At 68.2% G+C, this 17,856-nt stretch carries 17 protein-coding genes; 11 read left to right on the top strand and 6 right to left on the bottom strand.

What is annotated here, in order from left to right; genetic code table 11:
• Positions 1-88 precede the first annotated feature (88 nt).
• The 3 genes from QT386_RS09680 (at position 89) to QT386_RS09690 (ending at position 2,623) form a co-directional block, all read left to right on the top strand.
• The gene (locus QT386_RS09680) at positions 89-229 is read left to right on the top strand and encodes an entericidin A/B family lipoprotein (RefSeq protein WP_367401419.1); all 141 of its coding nucleotides are present in this window, start codon (positions 89-91) and stop codon (positions 227-229) included.
• A gap of 220 nt (positions 230-449) precedes the next feature.
• On the top strand, positions 450-1,184 hold the full coding sequence (gene otsB, locus QT386_RS09685; protein WP_289273550.1) for a trehalose-phosphatase: 735 nt from the start codon (positions 450-452) through the stop codon (positions 1,182-1,184).
• Positions 1,181-2,623 carry a trehalose-6-phosphate synthase gene (locus QT386_RS09690; protein WP_289273551.1) on the top strand — a complete coding sequence of 481 codons (1,443 nt, stop codon included), beginning with the start codon at positions 1,181-1,183 and terminating at the stop codon, positions 2,621-2,623. Before otsB ends, QT386_RS09690 begins: the two co-directional genes overlap by 4 nt.
• Before the next feature lie 35 nt (positions 2,624-2,658).
• On the opposite strand, the gene QT386_RS09695 is transcribed toward QT386_RS09690, so the two are convergent.
• Together QT386_RS09695 and QT386_RS09700 are read right to left on the bottom strand one after the other, a co-directional pair.
• A complete protein-coding gene (locus QT386_RS09695) occupies positions 2,659-2,898 on the bottom strand; it encodes a hypothetical protein (RefSeq protein WP_289273552.1) in 240 nt (79 codons plus the stop codon).
• Between the two features lie 181 nt (positions 2,899-3,079).
• Entirely contained in the window at positions 3,080-3,550 is a 471-nt protein-coding gene (locus QT386_RS09700) for a hypothetical protein (RefSeq protein ID WP_289273553.1), read from the bottom strand.
• A 338-nt stretch (positions 3,551-3,888) separates the two neighbouring features.
• Here QT386_RS09700 and QT386_RS09705 point away from each other — a divergent pair, with 338 nt between their 5' ends.
• From QT386_RS09705 to QT386_RS09715, 3 genes are read left to right on the top strand one after another with little or no spacing between them, the layout of a single operon-like run.
• The gene (locus tag QT386_RS09705; RefSeq protein WP_289273554.1) at positions 3,889-4,692 is read left to right on the top strand and encodes a BON domain-containing protein; all 804 of its coding nucleotides are present in this window, start codon (positions 3,889-3,891) and stop codon (positions 4,690-4,692) included.
• Between the two features lie 45 nt (positions 4,693-4,737).
• Complete coding sequence (locus QT386_RS09710) at positions 4,738-5,175, top strand: PA2169 family four-helix-bundle protein (RefSeq protein ID WP_289273555.1); 438 nt, start codon at positions 4,738-4,740, stop codon at positions 5,173-5,175.
• Positions 5,176-5,220: 45 nt separating this feature from the next.
• Entirely contained in the window at positions 5,221-5,427 is a 207-nt protein-coding gene (locus tag QT386_RS09715; RefSeq protein ID WP_289273556.1) for a CsbD family protein, read from the top strand.
• A 103-nt stretch (positions 5,428-5,530) separates the two neighbouring features.
• Here the strand turns inward: QT386_RS09715 and QT386_RS09720 are convergent, their stop codons facing one another.
• The gene (locus QT386_RS09720; protein ID WP_104229129.1) at positions 5,531-5,698 is read right to left on the bottom strand and encodes a DUF1328 domain-containing protein; all 168 of its coding nucleotides are present in this window, start codon (positions 5,696-5,698) and stop codon (positions 5,531-5,533) included.
• A 174-nt stretch (positions 5,699-5,872) separates the two neighbouring features.
• On the opposite strand from QT386_RS09720, the gene QT386_RS09725 reads away from it, so the two are divergent.
• Positions 5,873-7,237, top strand: a complete 1,365-nt coding sequence (locus tag QT386_RS09725; RefSeq protein WP_289273557.1) for a sigma-54 dependent transcriptional regulator — start codon at positions 5,873-5,875, stop codon at positions 7,235-7,237.
• 44 nt (positions 7,238-7,281) lie between these two features.
• Here the strand turns inward: QT386_RS09725 and QT386_RS09730 are convergent, their stop codons facing one another.
• A complete protein-coding gene (locus QT386_RS09730) occupies positions 7,282-7,836 on the bottom strand; it encodes a DUF1003 domain-containing protein (RefSeq protein ID WP_289273558.1) in 555 nt (184 codons plus the stop codon).
• A 296-nt stretch (positions 7,837-8,132) separates the two neighbouring features.
• On the opposite strand from QT386_RS09730, the gene QT386_RS09735 reads away from it, so the two are divergent.
• From QT386_RS09735 to QT386_RS09750, 4 genes are all read left to right on the top strand, one after another.
• Positions 8,133-10,061 (top strand): DUF1302 domain-containing protein, encoded by a 1,929-nt coding sequence (locus QT386_RS09735; RefSeq protein WP_289273559.1) that lies wholly within the window; start codon positions 8,133-8,135, stop codon positions 10,059-10,061.
• Between the two features lie 110 nt (positions 10,062-10,171).
• Positions 10,172-10,819, top strand: coding sequence for a TetR/AcrR family transcriptional regulator (locus tag QT386_RS09740; protein ID WP_289273560.1), 648 nt, complete (start codon positions 10,172-10,174; stop codon positions 10,817-10,819).
• 30 nt (positions 10,820-10,849) lie between these two features.
• Entirely contained in the window at positions 10,850-11,047 is a 198-nt protein-coding gene (locus tag QT386_RS09745; RefSeq protein ID WP_289273561.1) for a hypothetical protein, read from the top strand.
• Between the two features lie 329 nt (positions 11,048-11,376).
• On the top strand, positions 11,377-11,610 hold the full coding sequence (locus QT386_RS09750) for a hypothetical protein (protein ID WP_289273562.1): 234 nt from the start codon (positions 11,377-11,379) through the stop codon (positions 11,608-11,610).
• Positions 11,611-11,685: 75 nt separating this feature from the next.
• On the opposite strand, the gene QT386_RS09755 is transcribed toward QT386_RS09750, so the two are convergent.
• The gene (locus tag QT386_RS09755) at positions 11,686-14,013 is read right to left on the bottom strand and encodes a GH92 family glycosyl hydrolase (RefSeq protein ID WP_289273563.1); all 2,328 of its coding nucleotides are present in this window, start codon (positions 14,011-14,013) and stop codon (positions 11,686-11,688) included.
• An 87-nt stretch (positions 14,014-14,100) separates the two neighbouring features.
• Positions 14,101-17,715: a PKD domain-containing protein gene (locus QT386_RS09760; RefSeq protein WP_289273564.1), complete on the bottom strand. Its 3,615-nt coding sequence runs from the start codon at positions 17,713-17,715 to the stop codon at positions 14,101-14,103.
• Positions 17,716-17,856: the final 141 nt, after the last annotated feature.

Here is a 17,856-nt window from a genome sequence, read left to right on the forward strand (position 1 = left end):
CATGGGTCTCATGTGTCGTCGCCGCAGTGTACCTACATTGCCGCGTCGCTTTGGAGTCCTCACAAGGAGAAGTGACATGACGCAATGGATGCAGAAGCTCGTCGTCGCGATATTGCTGGGTGGCAGCACCCTGCTGGCCGCCTGCAATACGGTGGAAGGCGCGGGCAAGGACCTTGAACGCGGCGGACAGGAAGTGCAGGACGCAGCCAAGCCGGGCGACCAGCGCTAGGTGTGAAGCCGGGCTGCGGTGTTGATGTCCTTGAGCGCGTTGCGCCAAGGACGGTGCGGTCGCCGCGAGGGATTGCGGGATCGCTCAGGGGCATCACCACCGCAGCCCGGCGTACAGGAATCCGATGATGAATTTTCTGAGCGAGCAGCGGTACCGACAGGATGTCGGTTCGAAGGAAGGCCGGAGCGCGGCACAAGGACGTGCTGCCCGGCCCGAGGCGATGGCCTCGACTCCCCCGCCGCCGCTCGCCCATGACATCGCGCTGTTCCACGATCTCGACGGTAGCCTGCTGGATCTGGCACAGCGGCCGGACGACGTGGTGGTGGCGCCGCATCTGCCCGGCCTGCTGGAAGCGCTCCGGCACCGCCTTGGCGGAGCGCTGGCGATCGTCACGGGTCGCCAGATCCAGACCGTGGACCGCCTGCTGTTTCCATTGCAGTTGCCGGCTGCCGGCCTGCACGGCGCCGAGCTGCGGCGCGCGGGCGCAGCCACCGAGACACGGCCCGCGGCCACGGATGGCCTGGCCGATGCCTTGCGCCGCTACTTCGGCGACGATCCCAACATCCTGATCGAAGACAAGGGCATGGCCGTGGCCGTGCACTACCGGCTGGCGCCGGAGCGCGCCGCCGAATGCGAGGCCGTGGCCTCGGCCCTGGCCTCGGCGATGGGCCTGGCGGCGACCAAGGGCAAGATGGTGATCGAAGTTCTGCCGCCGCAGGCCAACAAGGGCTATGCGGTGCAGTCGCTGATGGAGCAAGCTCCCTTCGCAGGCCGCAAGCCGGTCTTCGTGGGTGACGATCTCACGGACGAGAACGGCATCCTGGTCGCGCAGGCGATGGGCGGCTACGGCGTGAAGGTCGGAGCGGGCCCCAGCGCGGCGCGTTATCGCCTGGGCAGTGTGCTGGCAGTCCACCGCTGGCTGGCAGCAGGAGCCGGGCTGCGGAATTTCGTATGACGCCGCCGAGCCTGCGCAAGGCCGCTCAACGTCCGCGGCTGGTAGCCGTGTCCAATCGCGTGACGCATCCGCGTGGTGCCGCCCGGGGCGGCGGCCTGGCGGTGGCGCTGCTCGACGCCCTGCGTGAGCGCGGCGGCCTGTGGTTCGGCTGGAGCGGACAAATTTCCGATCATCCCGACACACGCCCGGCGGTGGTGGAATCGGGCCCGATCCGGCTCGCGACCATGGACCTCAGCCAGGCCGAGCACGATGCCTACTACAACGGCTTCGCCAATCGATGCCTGTGGCCGCTGTTCCACCTGCGCCTGGACCTTACGGCATTCGATCCCCAGCACTACGATGGCTACATGCGGGTGAACCGCCGCCTGGCGGGCGCACTGTGGCCCTTGCTGCAGGACGATGACCTGATATGGATTCATGACTATCACTTGCTGCCCTTCGCCGAGGCGCTGCGCGAGCAGCGCGCCAAGCAGCAGATCGGCTTCTTCCTGCACATCCCCTTCCCGGTCCCGGAGATGTTGACGGCACTGCCGCATTACCGCGACCTCATGCGCAGCCTGTTCTCCTACGACCTGCTCGGCTTCCAGACCGAGGACGACGTGCAGCGTTTCCGCGATTGCGCGGTCCGCGAGTTCGGTGCGCAGTTGCGCGGGGATACCATCACCGCTTTCGGCCGGCGCCTGACGGCCAGGGCCTTCCCCATCGGCATCGACGCACGCGAGTTCGCCCAGATCGCGGGGTCGCCGACGGCGCAGCAGGAATTCCAGCGCGTGCGGGCGCACCGGGAAGATCGCACCGTGATCGTCGGCGTCGATCGGCTCGATTACACCAAGGGCATTCCCGAGCGTTTCCGCTCGGTGGAATGCCTGCTGGATCGCTACCCGGATACCCATGGCCAGGTGGAACTGCTGCAGATCGCACCGACCAGCCGCGGGGAGGTGCCGGAGTACATGGCGATCCGCCGCGAGCTGGAGCAGATCGCCGGCAACATCAACGGCCGCTACGCCCAGCTCGACTGGGAGCCGATCCGCTACATCAACCGGCCGCTCGGCCGGCGCCAGCTCGCCGGCATCTACCGTGCCAGCCGCATCGGCCTGGTGACGCCGCTGCGCGACGGCATGAACCTGGTAGCCAAGGAATATGTCGCCGCACAGGATCCGGCCGATCCCGGTGTGCTGGTGCTGTCACGCTTCGCCGGTGCGGCGCGGCAGATGCAATCCGCGTTGATCGTGAACCCCTACGACAACACCGCGGTGGCCGACGCGCTACAGACCGCGCGCTACATGTCGCTGGAGGAGCGCCGCAATCGCCACGCCGCGCTGATGCGAGACCTGCTGCGCGACGATGCCGACGCCTGGCGCGAGGCATTCCTGGAGGAGTTGCAGCGCTGCAGTGCCCAGCGTGAGGAACCGGCCTCTCCGACGGCGCAAGCCGCCTGAGAAGCCCCGCTGATTTCGCGGTAACGCGCGTTCCGCTACTCCGTCGTTCCCCTCTTGGTCTTGGCATCTTCTGCCTTGCGCGGCCGCAACATCTCCTCACCCTTGCCGATCGCCGCGTCGGTAGCTTCCTCGCGCCGCGGCACGCGGCTGGGCCCCAGGCGTGCACCCTTGCTTCCATCACCTGACTTGTGTGTGGTCGGCGCCGGGAGCTTGCGGACATGTTCTTCCTTGGCTTCACCGGTGACGATACCGCTGGTCTTACGCTCCTGCTTCATCGCTGCGCTCCCGCCGCGCTAGGCGGCCTTGAAAAAGAAAACCGGCGCGGTGGGGCCGCGCCGGCGAGAGAGGAGCGCTCGTGGGGGCGGCGCTCTGAGGGAGTTCCTTCTCCGCTATGCCGACCATCCATGTCGGCAGGGGTTCTGTATCAACAGGCAATCAAGCGGGGCGCGGACCTGTTCAGCCGGCGCCCGGCGTACTGTCCCGGCGGGTCTTGGCCTCGCTGAGCTTGCGTTCCTGTTCCGCCTTGGCGGCGTCGATGCAGGCACTGCGGTCGCCGCTGGGCAGACCGTTGCAGCGCTGCTTTTCCGTGTTGAAGGCGGCGTCGATTTGCGCAGACTCCACCTTGTACCGCCCCTCGGCTTCCTGCTTCAGGGTCTCGCCACGAGCCTGCATGTTGGTGAGCGCCGCGTCCGCCGCGTCCGGGTTGCTGGCGGCATCGAGCGTCGCCTGCGTCTCGGCCTGCTTGGCGGCAGCGATGTCCTGCTGCGCCTGGGCGCTGGCTTCGGCGACGTTCTGCTGGCCCTCGGTCTGGGCTTCGCTGATCTGCTCGGCGTTGGCCGCTTCCTTCGGCTTGCAGCCGGCCACGGCGACCAGGCTGGCCATGGCCAGCGGGATCATCCATCCCTGCTTCAGACATCCGTGTTTCATCGTGTGCTCCTGCTTCGGTATGCGGCGGCGTCCCTGCCACCGGCCTGGATTCAGGCGCAGGCTTCGTGCCAACCACCAATGGAATATAAGTGGTTGATTTTTAAAGGTGACGCGCCCCGCCATCGCCGCAGGTTCCATGCAATTCGCAGGGATTCAGGATGAATCCCCTGGAATCTGCATGCTCGCCCTCGCATATTGCAATCTGCATGATTTCCTCTCCGCAGGCATGCAGCTTGCCGGGGTGGTCGAGGGCCAATCTCCTGCAAGCCTTTGAATAAAAAAGAATTCAAAGTTGGTATGTCGCTTGCGGCCGTTGTCTGGAAGCCTGGAGAACCCCGATGCGAACCTGGCGCTCGTGCCTGCTGATGACGACTTTGCTGTGGCCCCTGGCGACGCCGGCGGCGAGCCTGGAGCAGATCGGCCGTGAAACGCAGATCTACGCGGCGTTCGCAACGTCGGACGTCCTGCGTCCGTTGGGTTTGACGGTCAGCGCGGAGGGTGAGCGGGTGGTGTTGACCGGCGTGGTGGCCAGCGAGGAACAGAAGCGCCTGGCGGAGCAGGTGGCGCGGGAGGGTGGCGCGGGCGTGCCGGTGGACAACCGCATCGAGGTCGATGCCCGGCAGGCGACGGCAATGCAACGCGCACCTGAAGCGCCGGAGCGCGGCGTGCGTGAGCGCCTGCGCGACAGCCTGCTGGCGGCACGCATCAAGCTGCGGTTGCTGCGCGACGATATCGGCGGCGCGCTCGACGTGAACGTCGACACCGTATCCGGGCATGCCCGGCTCCAGGGTATTGCCGACCGCCCCGAGGATCGGGCACGGATGATCCGCATCGCGGCCGCCACGCCTGGCGTCCGAGAGGTGGAAGAGCTTATTGCGTTGCGCGCTCCCGAGGGCGCGACACCGGAACTGGAGGCACCGCGTGCCTCCCTGGTGGATGCCTGGATCACGGCGAGGTTGAAGTCCTCGCTACTGCTGTCACGCGAGGTGAACGGTCATGCGATCGCCGTTGCCACCAGCCGAGGCGCGGTCCGTCTGAGCGGACGCGTCTCCACGCCGGCGGAGCGTTCGGCCGCCGTCGAGATCGCCCGGGGCATCAGCGGCGTCCGCGACGTGGACGCCAGCAGCCTGCGCACGGGCTAGTGCCGGCGACAGGCCCCGGCCATTGACGAATAGAGGAGTGCCGACATGAAGAACGCAAGCCAGTTGAAGGAACTGGTGCAGGTGGCCCGCGACGGCGCGGAGTTCTATGAACAGGCCGGGGGGCAGGTTCAGGACGCGCAATTGCGAGGCCTGTTTGCCCAGATGGCTGCCGCCAAGCGCGAATTGATCAACGGGCTCTCCGCCAGCATCGCCGCCAGCGGCGAGGACGTGCCGCACGGCGGCACGCTGGCAGGCAGCCTGCAGAAGGCCTATGGCCAGGTCCGCGCCGCCGTGGCGCGCAACGAGAACCGTGCCTGGGTGGCACAGCTCGAGGATGCGGAGGATCGCCTGCTGGAGCACATGCGCCGCGCGATCCGTGAAGCCGACGATCCCTCGGTGCTGGGCCAGCTCGAGGCTTATCTGCCCCGCGTGCGCGACTGCCATGAGCAGATGCGTGCGCTCAAGCAGCGTCTGGCGGCCTGATGGCCGCGTATTGATGTTTTTCACCAACCAAGGAAGGAACGACACATGAACCAGGACATCATCAAGAGCCAGTGGAAGCAGCTCAAGGGCGAGATCAAGCAGAAGTGGGGCAAGCTCACCGACGACGATCTCACCCTGATCGAGGGCAAGCGCGACGTGCTGGAAGGCAAGATCCAGGAGCGCTACGGCCTGGCCAAGGACAAGGCCTCGGAGGAGATCCGCGCGTTCGAGGAACGCCTGTCCAAGCACTGAGCCCGCAGGCATGAAAAATCCCGCACACCTTCCGGTGTGCGGGATTTTGCGGCCGGGGAGCAACAGGAACCGTCCCGTTGGCTCCCCGGTCAATTGCAGTAGATCAGGTGGCAGGCGGACGACGACCCAGCACCAGCGAGATGACGAACAGCACCAGGAACACCAGGAACAGCAGTTTGGCGATACCGGTGGCAGTGCCGGCGATGCCGCCGAAGCCCAGTGCAGCGGCGATCAGCGCGATAACCAGAAAAACAATGGAGTAATAGAGCATGGATTTTCTCCTCCTCGGTTGGGGCGGGTACGACAACATTCGGATACCAAGCCTCGTGCCATTTAAAAAATCCTTTTATATCAATAGCCTGATCGAAAGCTCGCACAAGCGTTCCGGCGCCTTGCAGGGCCCAGCAAAGCGTTATCGTGCAATTTGCACTCAAGGAGCCCGGTCATGAGCGACCGTCAAGACCTGCGTCAGGCCGGCGTGCTGCTGGTGGATGACGACCCGGCGATGCTGCGCAATTTCCGTCGCGCGTTGGATGAGTACGGCTACCGCATCGAGACCGCGCAATCGCCGGCCGAGGCGGAGTCGGCGCTGGCGCGCGCTGTGTTCGATGTCTGCCTGCTCGACGTGAACCTGGGCGAGGACTCGGGCATGGACCTGCTGCCGCGGCTGCGCGAAGCGGCACCGTGGATGCGCGTGGTGATGGCCACGGCACTCAACGACGCGACGCTGGCGGTCAGCGCGCTGCGCACCGGCGCCAGCGACTACCTGGTGAAGCCCTGCACGCCGGATGAACTGGTGCATGCGGTGGCGCAGCAGGCCGATGCGCGTCGGCTGGAAAAGCGTATCGAGGCCTTGGAAAAGACGGCCTCCGACGGCCGCTCCGAGATCGACCTGGAAACGCGCAACCCGCAGTTGCTGGCCACCTACGAGGTGGCGCGCCAAGTGGCGGCGACCGATGCCACGGTACTGATCCTGGGCGAGAGCGGCGTCGGCAAGAACGTGCTGGCCCGCGCGATCCACGACTGGAGCGCGCGCTCGAAGAACAACTTTGCCACGGTGAGCTGTCCGTCGCTGTCGGCGGAGTTGCTGGCCAGCGAACTGTTCGGCCATGTGCGCGGCGCCTTCACCGGTGCCACCGACAACCGCCAGGGCCGCGTGCAGGTGGCGGACGGCGGCACGCTGTTCCTCGACGAGATCGGCGACATGCCGGCGGCCATGCAGCCCAAGCTGCTGCGTTTCATCCAGGACCGCGAGTACGAGCGCGTGGGCGATCCGAATACGCGCAAGGCCGACGTGCGCGTGATCGCCGCGACCAATCACGACCTGCGGGCGATGGCGGCCGACGGCCGCTTCCGCGAGGACCTGTACTACCGCCTCAACGTGGTGACGCTGACCATGCCGTCGCTGCGCGAGCGCCGCGAGGACATCGCACGCCTGGCCACGCGCCTGCTGGAGAAGTTCGTGCGGCAGTACGACCGCCCGGCACGCCGCTTCGGCGAAGCGGCTACGGCGCTGCTCGTGGCCTACGACTGGCCCGGCAACCTGCGCGAGCTGCGCAACGTCGTGGAGCGCGCGGTAATCCTGTGCCAGGGCGAGGCCGTGGGGCCCGAGCACCTGCCCTTCTCCAGCAACGCACGCGGGCTGGGTGGCGGCCTGCGCGTGGGCGATCCGGTGAGCCTGCAGGAACTGGAGCATGCGCATATCCAGGCGCTGCTGGCGATCTCGCCGACGATGGAAGCGGCGGCACGCACGCTGGGGATCGACAGCTCGACGCTGTATCGCAAGCGCAAGCAGTACAACATGCCCTGAAGCCCGGCTTGCTCCGCGCCCGCGGGAGCAAGCCGCCGGCGCCCTTACTTCTGCAGCATCTGCGTCAATTGCTCCAGCTGCTTCTGCTGGCGCTCGATGACCTCGGTGAGCTGCTCCAGGCGCAGGGCGTCGAGCTTGTCGTGCAGCGCCATGATCTCGATCTCGGCCTTGAGGTTGACCTCGTAGTCGTGGGTGGCCATCTGGCGGTCCTTGGCGGACTGCCGGTTCTGGCTCATCAGGATCACCGGCGCCTGCACCGCCGCCAGCATCGACAGCACCAGGTTGAGGAAGACGTAGGGATAGGGATCGAAGGCGGTCTTGCCCAGGATCTCGGTGTTCAGTACGGTCCAGCCCAGCAGGAAGGATCCGAACAGGCTGATGAACAGCCAGGAGCCGCCGAAGGCGGCGACACGGTCCGCGAGGCGCCCGCCGAAGCCGGTCTGCTCGTCGATCAGGCGGTTGGGATCCTCGGTGCTGGCCTGGCGGCGGGCGGCACGCGCCAGCGCACGGCGCTCCGACTGGTCCAGGTGGTCGGGGCTGCGGCCGAACCAGCGAGTGGCGGCTTCGAGGTAGTTGAGGGCGGCCTTCTTCTTGGTCATGTAGGGCGGTCTCCTGGGTTCACGGCACCATTGGGCTTGCCTCCATCCTGATGCGTCACCGCGCCTCGCGGAAGACCTCTCCGGCCGCCTCCTCCGAGCGGGATGGCAGGCACCAGTCAGGCTCATTCCGCGGGGGCCAAGCCCCACCGCTTATCCCCCCAACGATACCGCTCAGAGAAAAACTACTGCAATTTGAGTAGGTTAAATCCTATCGACGGTGTAACTATCCCCATGGTCAATTAAACACCGGCCGCTGCGCCAAGAACGGCGGACCGGCGAGTTCCATGGAGGAAGAGATGTCGCCGAGCCGTCCCCCCGCCCGCGCGCCGCGTCTGGCTGCGCCTGCCACCCTGCTGCTGGCCGCCGGCTGGGCGGCCCCCGCCGCCGCCGGTTCCTTCGAGATGTTCGGCCTGGAAGGCAGCTACCAGCTGCAGGGCAGCTATGCCCTGGCGGTGCGCACGGAGAGCCCGCACGACGGCATCATCAACACGCCACCGAGCCCGAAGATCCCGATCCCGGATTTCATCAAGTTCAACGAGTCGAACAACTACGACGACGGCGACCGCAACTTCCGCAAGGGCGACATCGTCAACAACCGCGTGTCGCTGCTGGGCGAACTGCAGCTGAGCCGCGGCGACTACGGCGTGCTGCTGCGCGGCGACGCCTTCTACGACCGCGTCTACCGTGGCTACAACCACAACGACTCGCCCGAGACCCTGAACCGCACCGAAGGGCGCCACAACTTCCCCTTCGAGGGTGATCCACAGGCCTTCACGGACGAGGCGGCGTTCTACGACGGCCGCCGCGCGCGCCTGCTCGATGCCTATGCCTACGGCTCCTGGTACGTCGGCGACGAGGGTGCGCTGAACCTGCGCATCGGCCGCCATATCGCGGCCTGGGGCGAGAGCCTGTTCTTCTCCGGCATCGCGCTGGCGCAGTCACCGGCCGACGCGACCAAGGCGGCGGTGCCGGGCGCGGACGTGAAGAGCATCCTGCTGCCGGTCAACCAGATCTCGATGCAGTTCGCGCTCAACAGCAAGCTGACCCTGCTGGGCCAGTACAAGCTGGAGTACAAGGAGACCGAGCTCAATCCCGTGGGCGAGTTCTTCTCGGTCAGCGACGTGGTGGGCCCCGGCGCGCAGTTCATCTGGGGCATCGAGAACCCGCTGTACCTGGCCAACCTTTCGGACCTGAACCTGCTGTCCTCGGACCTGCCCGAGACGGTGGACCTGCTCAACGATCTGCTCAACCTGAACCTGCCGATCCAGGGCGTCACCGGCCTGCTCGGTGGCCTGCTGGACCGGCTGGACCCGATCCTGCCGGACCTCAACCTGCCGCTGGGCCTGATCCCGCAGCCGAACGTGCCGCGCTACATCAACGTGGAGCGCAAGCACGACATCCGCCCCAGCGACCACGGCCAGTGGGGCGCGGGCCTGAAGTACCAGGTAACGCCAGAAACCAACGTGGGCCTCTACCGCCTGCGCTACCACAACACCACGCCGGCGCCGGTGCAGAACTACGACTACGCCGTGCTGCTGCCGGGCGTCGGCGGCCTGCCGGACCTGACGACGCAGGCGCTGGGCCTGAAGGTGCCCACCACGTACAATATCCGCTACTTCGACGGCATCGACATGACCGCCATGAGCTTCTCCACGACGCTGTTCGGCGTCAGCGTGGGTGGCGAGGCGATCCTGCGCGAGGGCATCGACCTGCTCGTGGACGTGGACGGCGGCCTGCTGGGCCCGGTGCCCACGCCGAGCCGCGGCGACGTGGTGCAGGGCCTGCTGTCGGGCCTCTACACGGTTGGCCCGGCGCTGTTCTGGGACGCGCTGACCGTGGTCGCGGAGGGCAGCTACATCCACGTGCTGGACGTGGACGCCGCCTGCGGCCCCACCAGCTGCTCCAACGACCTGACCTACGACACCGACGCCTGGGGCTACTCGCTGCTGGTGCTGATCGACCGCAAGAACGTGATCGACGGCTGGGACCTGCAGATCCCGCTGTTCTGGCAGGGCATCGGCGACGGCCAATCCTCGATGCTGTCGGGCCTGGGCTCGCTGATGGGCGAGGGCGACCGCCGTGCCAGCGTCGGCGCAAACTTCACGCGCCTGCAGCAGTTCACGGTGGGGGTCAGCTACAACGCCTACCTGGGCGACCCGCACTTCCGCAAGCGGCCCTATGCCGACCGCGACTTTGCCGCGTTCACGATGAAGTACCTGTTCTGAGCTGACCGGCGCAGCACCCAGAGGCGTTCGCCACGGCGAACGCCTTTTTTTATTTCGCACGCCCTATTCAGGGGGGTCGTCGCGGCGCGGCGCTTGGAGTACAAATGCACATGACTGTCGCCTCCGAAAAACGACCCGCCCGCTGGTCCCGCCGCAGCGAAGCCCGCCCGGGCGAGCTGGTGCAGGCCGCGCTGGAGCTGTTCGTGGAACGGGGCTATGCCTCCACCCGGCTGGAAGACGTGGCCCAGCGCGCGGGCGTCAGCAAGGGCACCATCTACCTCTACTACGGTTCCAAGGAAGAGCTGATGCGCGCGGCCATCCGCCTGGCGGTGCAGCCCAAGCTGCAGTTCGCCGAGGAGGTCATGGAGCGCTCGGACCGCAGCACGCGCGACATGCTGCGCCTGATCGCGGCCAACTGGATGGAGGACAACAGCCGCTCCGCCAGCCGCGGCATCCTCAAGCTGCTGGTCTCGGAATGCCGCAACTTCCCCGAACTGGGCCACTTCTATTGCGAGGAGGTCATGCAGCGCGGCCGCGCCTTCTGGCTGCGCCTGCTGCGACGGGGCATCGAGCGCGGCGAGCTGCGCGACATCGACCCCGATGCCTACCTCGCCGTGGTGACCGCCCCCCTGACCCTGCTGACCATCTGGCAGCACTCCCTGGGGCTGTTCGAGAAACCTTCCATCGATCCCAGGGTCTACCTGGAAACCTATGTGGACATGCTGTTCCAGGGACTGGGCCGCCACGGCCAAGCCTGATGGCACGGCTGTTGCTCGACTGGAATCGTCATGGATAACCCTTATCTCCAACTGCCCGAGTGGCAGTGCCTCCTGCGTGCCGCTCGCGGCGCGTCCGTTTCCGATGCCGGACTGCCGGTGCTGGCCCGCCTGCAGCAGCTTGGCCTGCTGATCCGCGCGGGCAGCGGCCGCCATCTGGTCACGGCCCGCGGCCTGCAGATGCTGCAGCAGCCCGCCCAGGCGGCCTGAGCCCGCTTCCGCCCTCCGCGCCCCGCAGCGCGGGCTTGGTCCTGCGCCCGGCAGGCCCGCCTTGAGGCGTCGCCCAAATGGGCGGACCGCCCCTACCCTTGGCTTCAACCGTCGCATTCAGCAGCGCTTCATGCCACTTCTGAAGCCCGTGCTTTCTGCACGACCCGCTTTTCAGGCAGCGTGCGTGCTGCATGCCCGCCGGTCGGGCGGCCTTGGCCGTCTGTGACGCAGGTAACTGAAATTCCGAGACAAATATCTGACGATCGTGCCACGTTCGGGTTGGCAAGGAGCTTGCGCTGCAAGCCTTGAAACCCACGGGGGAACTGAACATGAAGAACCAACTTACCGCTGCCGCCATCGTCCTGGGCCTGCTCGCCGCCCTGGTCGCCGTGCCGCTGATGTTCCGCGCGCTGATGGACCTGCTGTTCGTCCAGCCGGGCGGCTGGCAGGTCTGGCTGCTGCTGGGCATGGCCGTGTTCGTGATCGAACAGGTCAGCGCCTGGATGGGCGCCGCGACGCCGCGGCGCCGGGTGGCCCTGGTCAAGGGCCGCGAGCGCGCCTGAAGCGCGCCTACCCCCGCTCCCGCGCCGGTCTGGCCGGCGCGGACTTTGTGCTCAAGCCCCTCGCCTTCCGGCCCCTCAAGGCCGGCAACCGAAAGCCTCCAGCCCACTGCCGCTGAGCGAAGGCGGCGTAGAATCCGCCGCCCAGCCCGTGTCGGGCAATCCCGCCGTCTGCAGCCGCACGGTGGCGGCGTCGCGCGGCAACAGCAGCCAGCTGCCGTCGATCTCTTCCCCCTCCAGCGACAGCCCGGTGACGAAGGGCTGCAACGGGCCCGCGCCCGGAGCCTCGATCACCAGCTTGCCGCCCGGGCGATGCAGCGTGACCTTCTCGAACGCCGGACTGCCCACCACCGCCAGCGGCGCGCCGGGGTTCATCGGATAGAGCCCGATCAGGGTCCAGGCCAGCCAGCCGGACAGCGCGCCGAGATCGTCGTTGCCCGGCAGGCCCAGCGGCGTGGGCGCATAGAGCGCGGCGGCGGAGCGGGCCACCACCTGCGTCTTCCAGGGCGCGCCGGCGTAGTTGTAGAGATACGGCGCCTGCAGATCGTGCTCGTTGCCGGGCGCGTACTGGTTGCCGTAGTAGAACAGGCCGAACACCGTCAGCTGGTTCTGCACGAAGGGCCAGGCACCGGGCAGCAGGTTGGCCGGCAGCAGGAAGAAGGTGTCCAGCCGGCGCTGCACCTCGGCATGGCCGCCCATGCGTTCGAACAGCCCCGGCAGGTCGTGCATCGCCAGCCAGCTGTATTGCCAGGACGTGCCCTCCTGGAAGCCGTAAGGCAGCTCCGGCAGGAACGGCGTGAGCCAGCTGCCGTCGTCATGGCGCGGGCGGATGAAGCCGCTCTGCGGGTCCAGCAGGTTGCGGTAGTTGAGCGACTGCTGCGCCAGGCGCTGCGCCTCGGCGACATCGCCGCTGCTGGCCGTCATCAGCGCCAGCGCGAAGTCGGCCAGGCCATACTCCAGCGTGGTGCCGGCTTCGCGCGCACCGCCGATGAACACCTGGAAGGGATTGCCGGGCTTCTCCACCGGCAGGTATCCGGATGACAAGACCTCACGGCGCGAGCGCTCCAGCGCCTGCGCCGCGGCCAGCAGCGGCGCACGCTCGGCGGCGGGCACCAAGCCGCGGCACCAGCCCTCGGCGATGAAGGGGATCACCGGGTCGCCGGACATGTGGCCGGCATCCACCGGGCCCTGCTGCCAGCGCGGCAGCCGGCCGCCCTGCGTGTGGAAATCCAGCAGCGAGCGCAGCATGTCGAGATAACGGGCGGGCTGGATCTCGGCCAGCATCTGGTTCTGGCCGCGGTAGCTGTCCCATAGCGAGTACTGGCTGTAGTGCGGGCGCGCCGAGGCATGCACGGCGTTGTCCGGTCCGCGGTAGCGTCCGTCCACGTCGTTGTGCAGGTTGGGAAACTGCTGGATGCGGTACATCGCGGTGTACAGCGAGCGGCGCTGCAACTCGGTGCCGCCCTCCACTTCCACCCGCGCCAGCTCGCCCTGCCACTGCTCGCGCACCCGCTGGCGCTGCGCCTCGAAATCCCAGTGGGGCAGCTCGGCGAGATTGCGCCGCGCGCCCGCAAGGTCGGTGTAGGACACGGCGATGCGCGCCTGCAGCGTGCGCGGCGCATCGTCGAAATCCAGCAGCAGCGCCAGGCGCTCGCCTTCCACCGTGACGCCCGGCTGCAGCGCCTCGCCCTCGCGCGTGGCGGCGCGGAACGGTGCGTCGAGCTGCAGCGCGAAGAACAGCGTGTAGCCATCGCCGGTATCGACGCTGCCGCTGAGCGTGCCGTCCGGCTCCAGCTGCGCACGCGCCGGGTGGTAGCCGGCGAGATCGCGCGAGACGTCCAGCAGCAGGCGCGGCGCCCCGGCGGTGTAGTGGTAGCGGTGCAGCGCCACGCGCTCGCTGGCGGTGATCTCGGCGGTGGTGCCGTAGCGCAGCAGGCCGACGCGGTAGTAACCCGCCTCGGCGCGATGATCCAGCGGATTCAGCGGCGAGGCATAGGCCGGCACCGGGTTGGGCCAGCCGATCTGCGACAGGTCACCCGGCGTCAGTTCGCCGGTGAACGGCAGCAGCGCAAACTGGCCACCCTTGGGCGCGCCCGCGGACATGTGCACCTGCGAGAATCCGGTGACCAGCAGGTTCTGCACCGAGTAGCCGCCGTAGTTCAGCGGGCCCTCGGTATCCGGGCCCGGCTGCACCATGCCGAAGGGCGCGAACGGTCCCGGATTGACGAAGCCGGGCGGGAAGCTGCCGATGAAGGGGTCGACGTAGGCGGCCAGGTCACCTGCTGCCCTCGGTGGTGCATCGGGCGGCGTGCTACCGCCGCCGGCCTGCGGCGCATCGCTGCGCGCGCCGCAGGCCGACAGCAGCAGCACCGCCAGCACCGCCGCGAATAAAGTCCGAACCCGCAAAACGCCCCCCGACGTTGCACGAGCCGGTGCCCCCTTCTTGCCACGGGGGAAAAACCTGAAGCCGGTCCTGTCTGCACGCATGCCGGGCTACGGCGCCGTGTACGGCGTCGCCACCGGCAACAGCGGCAGGCGCGCCACGTTGGCGTAGGGCTCCGCGATATTGCGCGGGCGCTCCGTGGGCACCATGAACTGCCACTGCTCGCCGTCCACCTCGGTCAGGCTCAGCGGCAGGAAGGCATTGTCGGTGTCGTGCGTGACGAAGAAGTGCACGCCATGCGCGGCATAGGCACCCTGGCGCTCGCTGCAGTCGAGCTGCTCGTAGGGCTTGCCGGCCATGCGCGCGTAGGCATCCTTGACGCGCGGGTCGTCGGAGTTGTCTCCCGGATAGGGCCGCTGCACCGGGTCATCGCCGGTGCCGTCGTCCAGGCAGGCGTCGTCGCGGTAGTAGGGCACCACCAGCGGGTTCACCAGCGAGGTCGCGCCCTTGATCAGGAAGGTGTAGACCAGCGAGCCGGAGTCGCCCTTGCCTGCCACCTGCTCCCAGTTGTCGAAGGCCAACGGCAGGTTGAAGGTCGGATCGGCGATGTCGACGAAGGCCGGGCAGCGGCCGGTGCTGGACGGCGGCCTTACGCCGTCGGAACTGGGGCACTGGCCGAAGATCGGCAGGAAGCCGTCGATGTTGCCGAGGTCGTCGTTGATGCCGTCGATCGGCACGCCCTGCGGGCGCAGGATGGTGAAGTAGCGCCCGCCCTCGATGCCGGCGGCGCGCTCGGCCTCGGTCGGCACCATCACGCCGCGGTTGTAATCCCAGGAGGTGTAGAGGCCGTCCGGCGGGATGGGGTGCACGCGCAGGCGATAGCGATAGCTGATGGCGTCGCGATAGAAGCTCTCGGTCTTGGTGACGTTGGTACCGGAGTCGGCACCCCAGACCTCCCGGATGCAGCGCACCGGGCCGCAGCGCTCGCCCAGCAACGAGGAGTTGGCCTCCCAGTTGACCTGCTCGTCCTCGAAGCCGACCAGCGAGATCACCGAGTCCGGCGATTGCTGGAAGGCGCGACCCTTCCAGCGATCGATCAGGTCCGGGCCCAGGGTGCCGTCGGCCTTGGCCACCTGGATCTCGCGCAGCATCCAGCGGCCCGAGGCCTTGAAGCGGTAGCGCGCCGTGCGCACCTCGATGCCGTCGCGCGGGAAGCGATCGCTGGACGGCCGCGCCGTGGCCGGCGTGCCGTCGGGGCAGACCATGCCGGACAGGTTGGCACCGTAGTTGGTGTTGCTGGTGCCGAGCTTTTCCGGATCGTCGTCGCGGAAGAAGGAGCGGTCGATCCACTGGTCGGCATTGGCGTCGCGCTGGTACTGCACGTAATGCGGGCGGCCGCGGAAGCTGGAGCCGCCCGGCTTGCGGAACAGGTAGACCACGCGCTGCGTGGCGGGGTCCAGCGGATCGGCCAGGCGGACCTGCTGCGCGCTGGCACCAGCAGGCACGTCGGCGGGCCGGCTGCCCGCCGGCGCACTGCCACCGGCATCGGCGGCCATGAAGACCACCTCGTCGTCGTTGTCCAGGCCCGGCACCGGGTCCGGCCTCGGGCCGGCCAGGCCTTCCTGGCGGCCGTCGTCAATGCCGTTGCGGTCGTAGTCGCGGCGGCAGATGCCGGCGGTCATGCCCCAGGACTCGTTGTCCCAGACATAGGACAGTTCAGGATCGGTGCCGGAGTAGATCGAGAAGGTGCTGTTGCCGTTGGCCAGGAAGTACGGCATGCGCTCGTCCACCTGCACCGGGATCTCCACCCAGGCGCCGTCGCGCCAGGCATAAGCCGCGATCTCGTCCACCGGCACGCCGGCCGCCGGTGCTACGCCGGGCAGCGGATACAGCAGTGTGCCGTTGTGCGCATTGCGCACGCCGACACCGCCGACCACGGTATCGAGCACGTCGATCAGCGGATTGCACAGCAGGTCCGAGGGCTCGGGACACTGGCGCAGGTCGGCGCCCGAGGGAAAGGGCTTGGCGATGCCGGTGGCGGCAGGCACGGACCAGCCCGGCAGGCTCATGCCGCTGACGACCACCGCCTCCACGTCGCGGTGGGCGGAAGTGGCACGCGCGATGGTGCCTGGCAGGTCCTGGTCCAGGCCGATGAATTCCTCCAGGCTGCCGGAGGCCGCAAGCTGCGCGAGGCTTTCGGCGTAGCCGCTGAAGGCCTGCTGCATCGCCGCGGCGGCGGACTCGAAGTCGCCGGTGAGCAGAGAGGAGATCGCCGTACCCGCCTGCGCGAAGAAGTGCGCGACCGCGCCGAGCACGCCGCCGCCGTAGCCTCCGGCGCAACTGCCATCCGCCAGGCAACCGGCGGGCGGCTCGGGGCCTTCCTCGTCGTCGTTGAGTATGCGGCCCGTGGCCAGGTTGTCGGCAATGCCGGCATTGGCCGGCGCCGACAGGATCATGCTGAAGGTCTCGTCGGGCTCCACCACGGTATCGCCACGCACCGGCACCAACACGCGCTGCGTGGTGCTGCCCGGCGGGAAGTACAGCACCGTGTCCACGGCGACATAGTCGCTGGCGGCACTGGCGCTGCCGTCGATGCTGCGAACGGCGACGCTGACCTGCTGCAACGCCGCCCGCGACAGCGTGACGACGAACTCCATCTGGCGGAAGCCGGCATTGCCTTCGGCGATGGCGGCATCGTCGATGCGCAGCAGCGGCTGCGGATCCACCGCGGGGCGATCCTGCACGGTCACCGCCACCTCGTCCTCCGAGATCGCGCCGGCCGGATCACGCACCTGCAGGCGGAAGCGCAGCACCGTGTCCATGACCACCACCGGCGCGGTGAAATGCGCCGCCTCGGTGTCGGCATCCGCCAGCGTCACGGTGGGACCGCCGGTCTGCGTCCACCGATACGTCAGCGGCTGGCCCTCGGGATCGCTGCTGCCGGCACCGCTCAGCGTGGCCTGCCCGCCCTCGATGATCGCGAAGTCGGGGCCCGCATTGGCCTGCGGCGGGCGGTTGAGCGGCGCGGCGTCGTTGACCACCACGCGCAGCGTGTCGCTGCTGCTCAGGCCCTGGTCGTCGGTCACGGTGAGCTGGAACTCGTAGACCGCACCTTCGGCGCCTACTGCCGGTGCCGTGAAGCGCGCCTGCACCGAATCCGCCGCGTCGAGCACGAGAGCCGGCGTGCCGGAGGTCTGCGCCCATCGATATGCGGCGATGACGCCGTCGGGGTCGCTGCTGAGTCTGCCGTCGAGGATCACGCCGGCGCCCTCGGTGACGCTGAGGTCGGCACCGGCATTGGCTTGCGGCGCGCGGTTGCCAGGCGCTGCGGGGATATCACGCACGGTGATGATGACCTGGTCCCGCGCCAGCGCTCCGACCTCATCGGTCACGGTCAGCTCGAAGCGTAGCGCGGCATCGGCATCCACCAGCGGCGCGGTGAAGTGCGGCTGCGCGGTATCGGCGTCGGATAGCACCACGATCGGCTCGCCGCCGACCTGCACCCAGCGATGGCTGCGGATGCTGCCTTCGGCGTCCTGGCTGTCGCGGCCGTCGAGCTGCACCGCGGCGCCCTCGTCCACGGTGCGATCGGCTCCGGCATCGGCCAGCGGCGGTTCGTTGCTTGAATTCTTGGCGTCGTCCGTGCCGCCACCACCGAGACAGGCAGCCAGCCACAGCGACAGGGACAGCACCGCGATGCGCGGCACGAAAAGCAGCTTGTCCATCAGACCTCCCCACGGTGGCACAGGCACGGCGCGCGCCCGTTCCCTGGACCCGCGCCGGCTGCTCCCCGCTTCTCCCCCAACCGGGTGCCGGGTCGATGCCGGCACCGCGCGCCTGCCGGCCCGACCGGGCCGGCGCTGTAA

The organism is Solimonas sp. SE-A11 (assembly GCF_030345715.1).
Lineage (GTDB): Bacteria > Pseudomonadota > Gammaproteobacteria > Nevskiales > Nevskiaceae > Solimonas_A.

What these genes read in the sequence shown, in the direction of transcription:
- QT386_RS09715 (WP_289273556.1), top strand. Translation starts at nt 5,221, where the DNA reads ATGAACCAGGACATCATCAAGAGCCAGTGGAAGCAGCTCAAGGGCGAG.
- QT386_RS09745 (WP_289273561.1), top strand. Translation starts at nt 10,850, where the DNA reads ATGGATAACCCTTATCTCCAACTGCCCGAGTGGCAGTGCCTCCTGCGT.
- QT386_RS09725 (WP_289273557.1), top strand. Translation starts at nt 5,873, where the DNA reads ATGAGCGACCGTCAAGACCTGCGTCAGGCCGGCGTGCTGCTGGTGGAT.
- QT386_RS09710 (WP_289273555.1), top strand. Translation starts at nt 4,738, where the DNA reads ATGAAGAACGCAAGCCAGTTGAAGGAACTGGTGCAGGTGGCCCGCGAC.
- QT386_RS09750 (WP_289273562.1), top strand. Translation starts at nt 11,377, where the DNA reads ATGAAGAACCAACTTACCGCTGCCGCCATCGTCCTGGGCCTGCTCGCC.
- QT386_RS09690 (WP_289273551.1), top strand. Translation starts at nt 1,181, where the DNA reads ATGACGCCGCCGAGCCTGCGCAAGGCCGCTCAACGTCCGCGGCTGGTA.
- QT386_RS09700 (WP_289273553.1), bottom strand. Translation starts at nt 3,550, where the DNA reads ATGAAACACGGATGTCTGAAGCAGGGATGGATGATCCCGCTGGCCATG.
- QT386_RS09720 (WP_104229129.1), bottom strand. Translation starts at nt 5,698, where the DNA reads ATGCTCTATTACTCCATTGTTTTTCTGGTTATCGCGCTGATCGCCGCT.
- QT386_RS09740 (WP_289273560.1), top strand. Translation starts at nt 10,172, where the DNA reads ATGACTGTCGCCTCCGAAAAACGACCCGCCCGCTGGTCCCGCCGCAGC.
- QT386_RS09680 (WP_367401419.1), top strand. Translation starts at nt 89, where the DNA reads ATGCAGAAGCTCGTCGTCGCGATATTGCTGGGTGGCAGCACCCTGCTG.
- QT386_RS09760 (WP_289273564.1), bottom strand. Translation starts at nt 17,715, where the DNA reads ATGGACAAGCTGCTTTTCGTGCCGCGCATCGCGGTGCTGTCCCTGTCG.
- QT386_RS09695 (WP_289273552.1), bottom strand. Translation starts at nt 2,898, where the DNA reads ATGAAGCAGGAGCGTAAGACCAGCGGTATCGTCACCGGTGAAGCCAAG.
- QT386_RS09730 (WP_289273558.1), bottom strand. Translation starts at nt 7,836, where the DNA reads ATGACCAAGAAGAAGGCCGCCCTCAACTACCTCGAAGCCGCCACTCGC.
- otsB (WP_289273550.1), top strand. Translation starts at nt 450, where the DNA reads ATGGCCTCGACTCCCCCGCCGCCGCTCGCCCATGACATCGCGCTGTTC.
- QT386_RS09735 (WP_289273559.1), top strand. Translation starts at nt 8,133, where the DNA reads ATGTCGCCGAGCCGTCCCCCCGCCCGCGCGCCGCGTCTGGCTGCGCCT.
- QT386_RS09705 (WP_289273554.1), top strand. Translation starts at nt 3,889, where the DNA reads ATGCGAACCTGGCGCTCGTGCCTGCTGATGACGACTTTGCTGTGGCCC.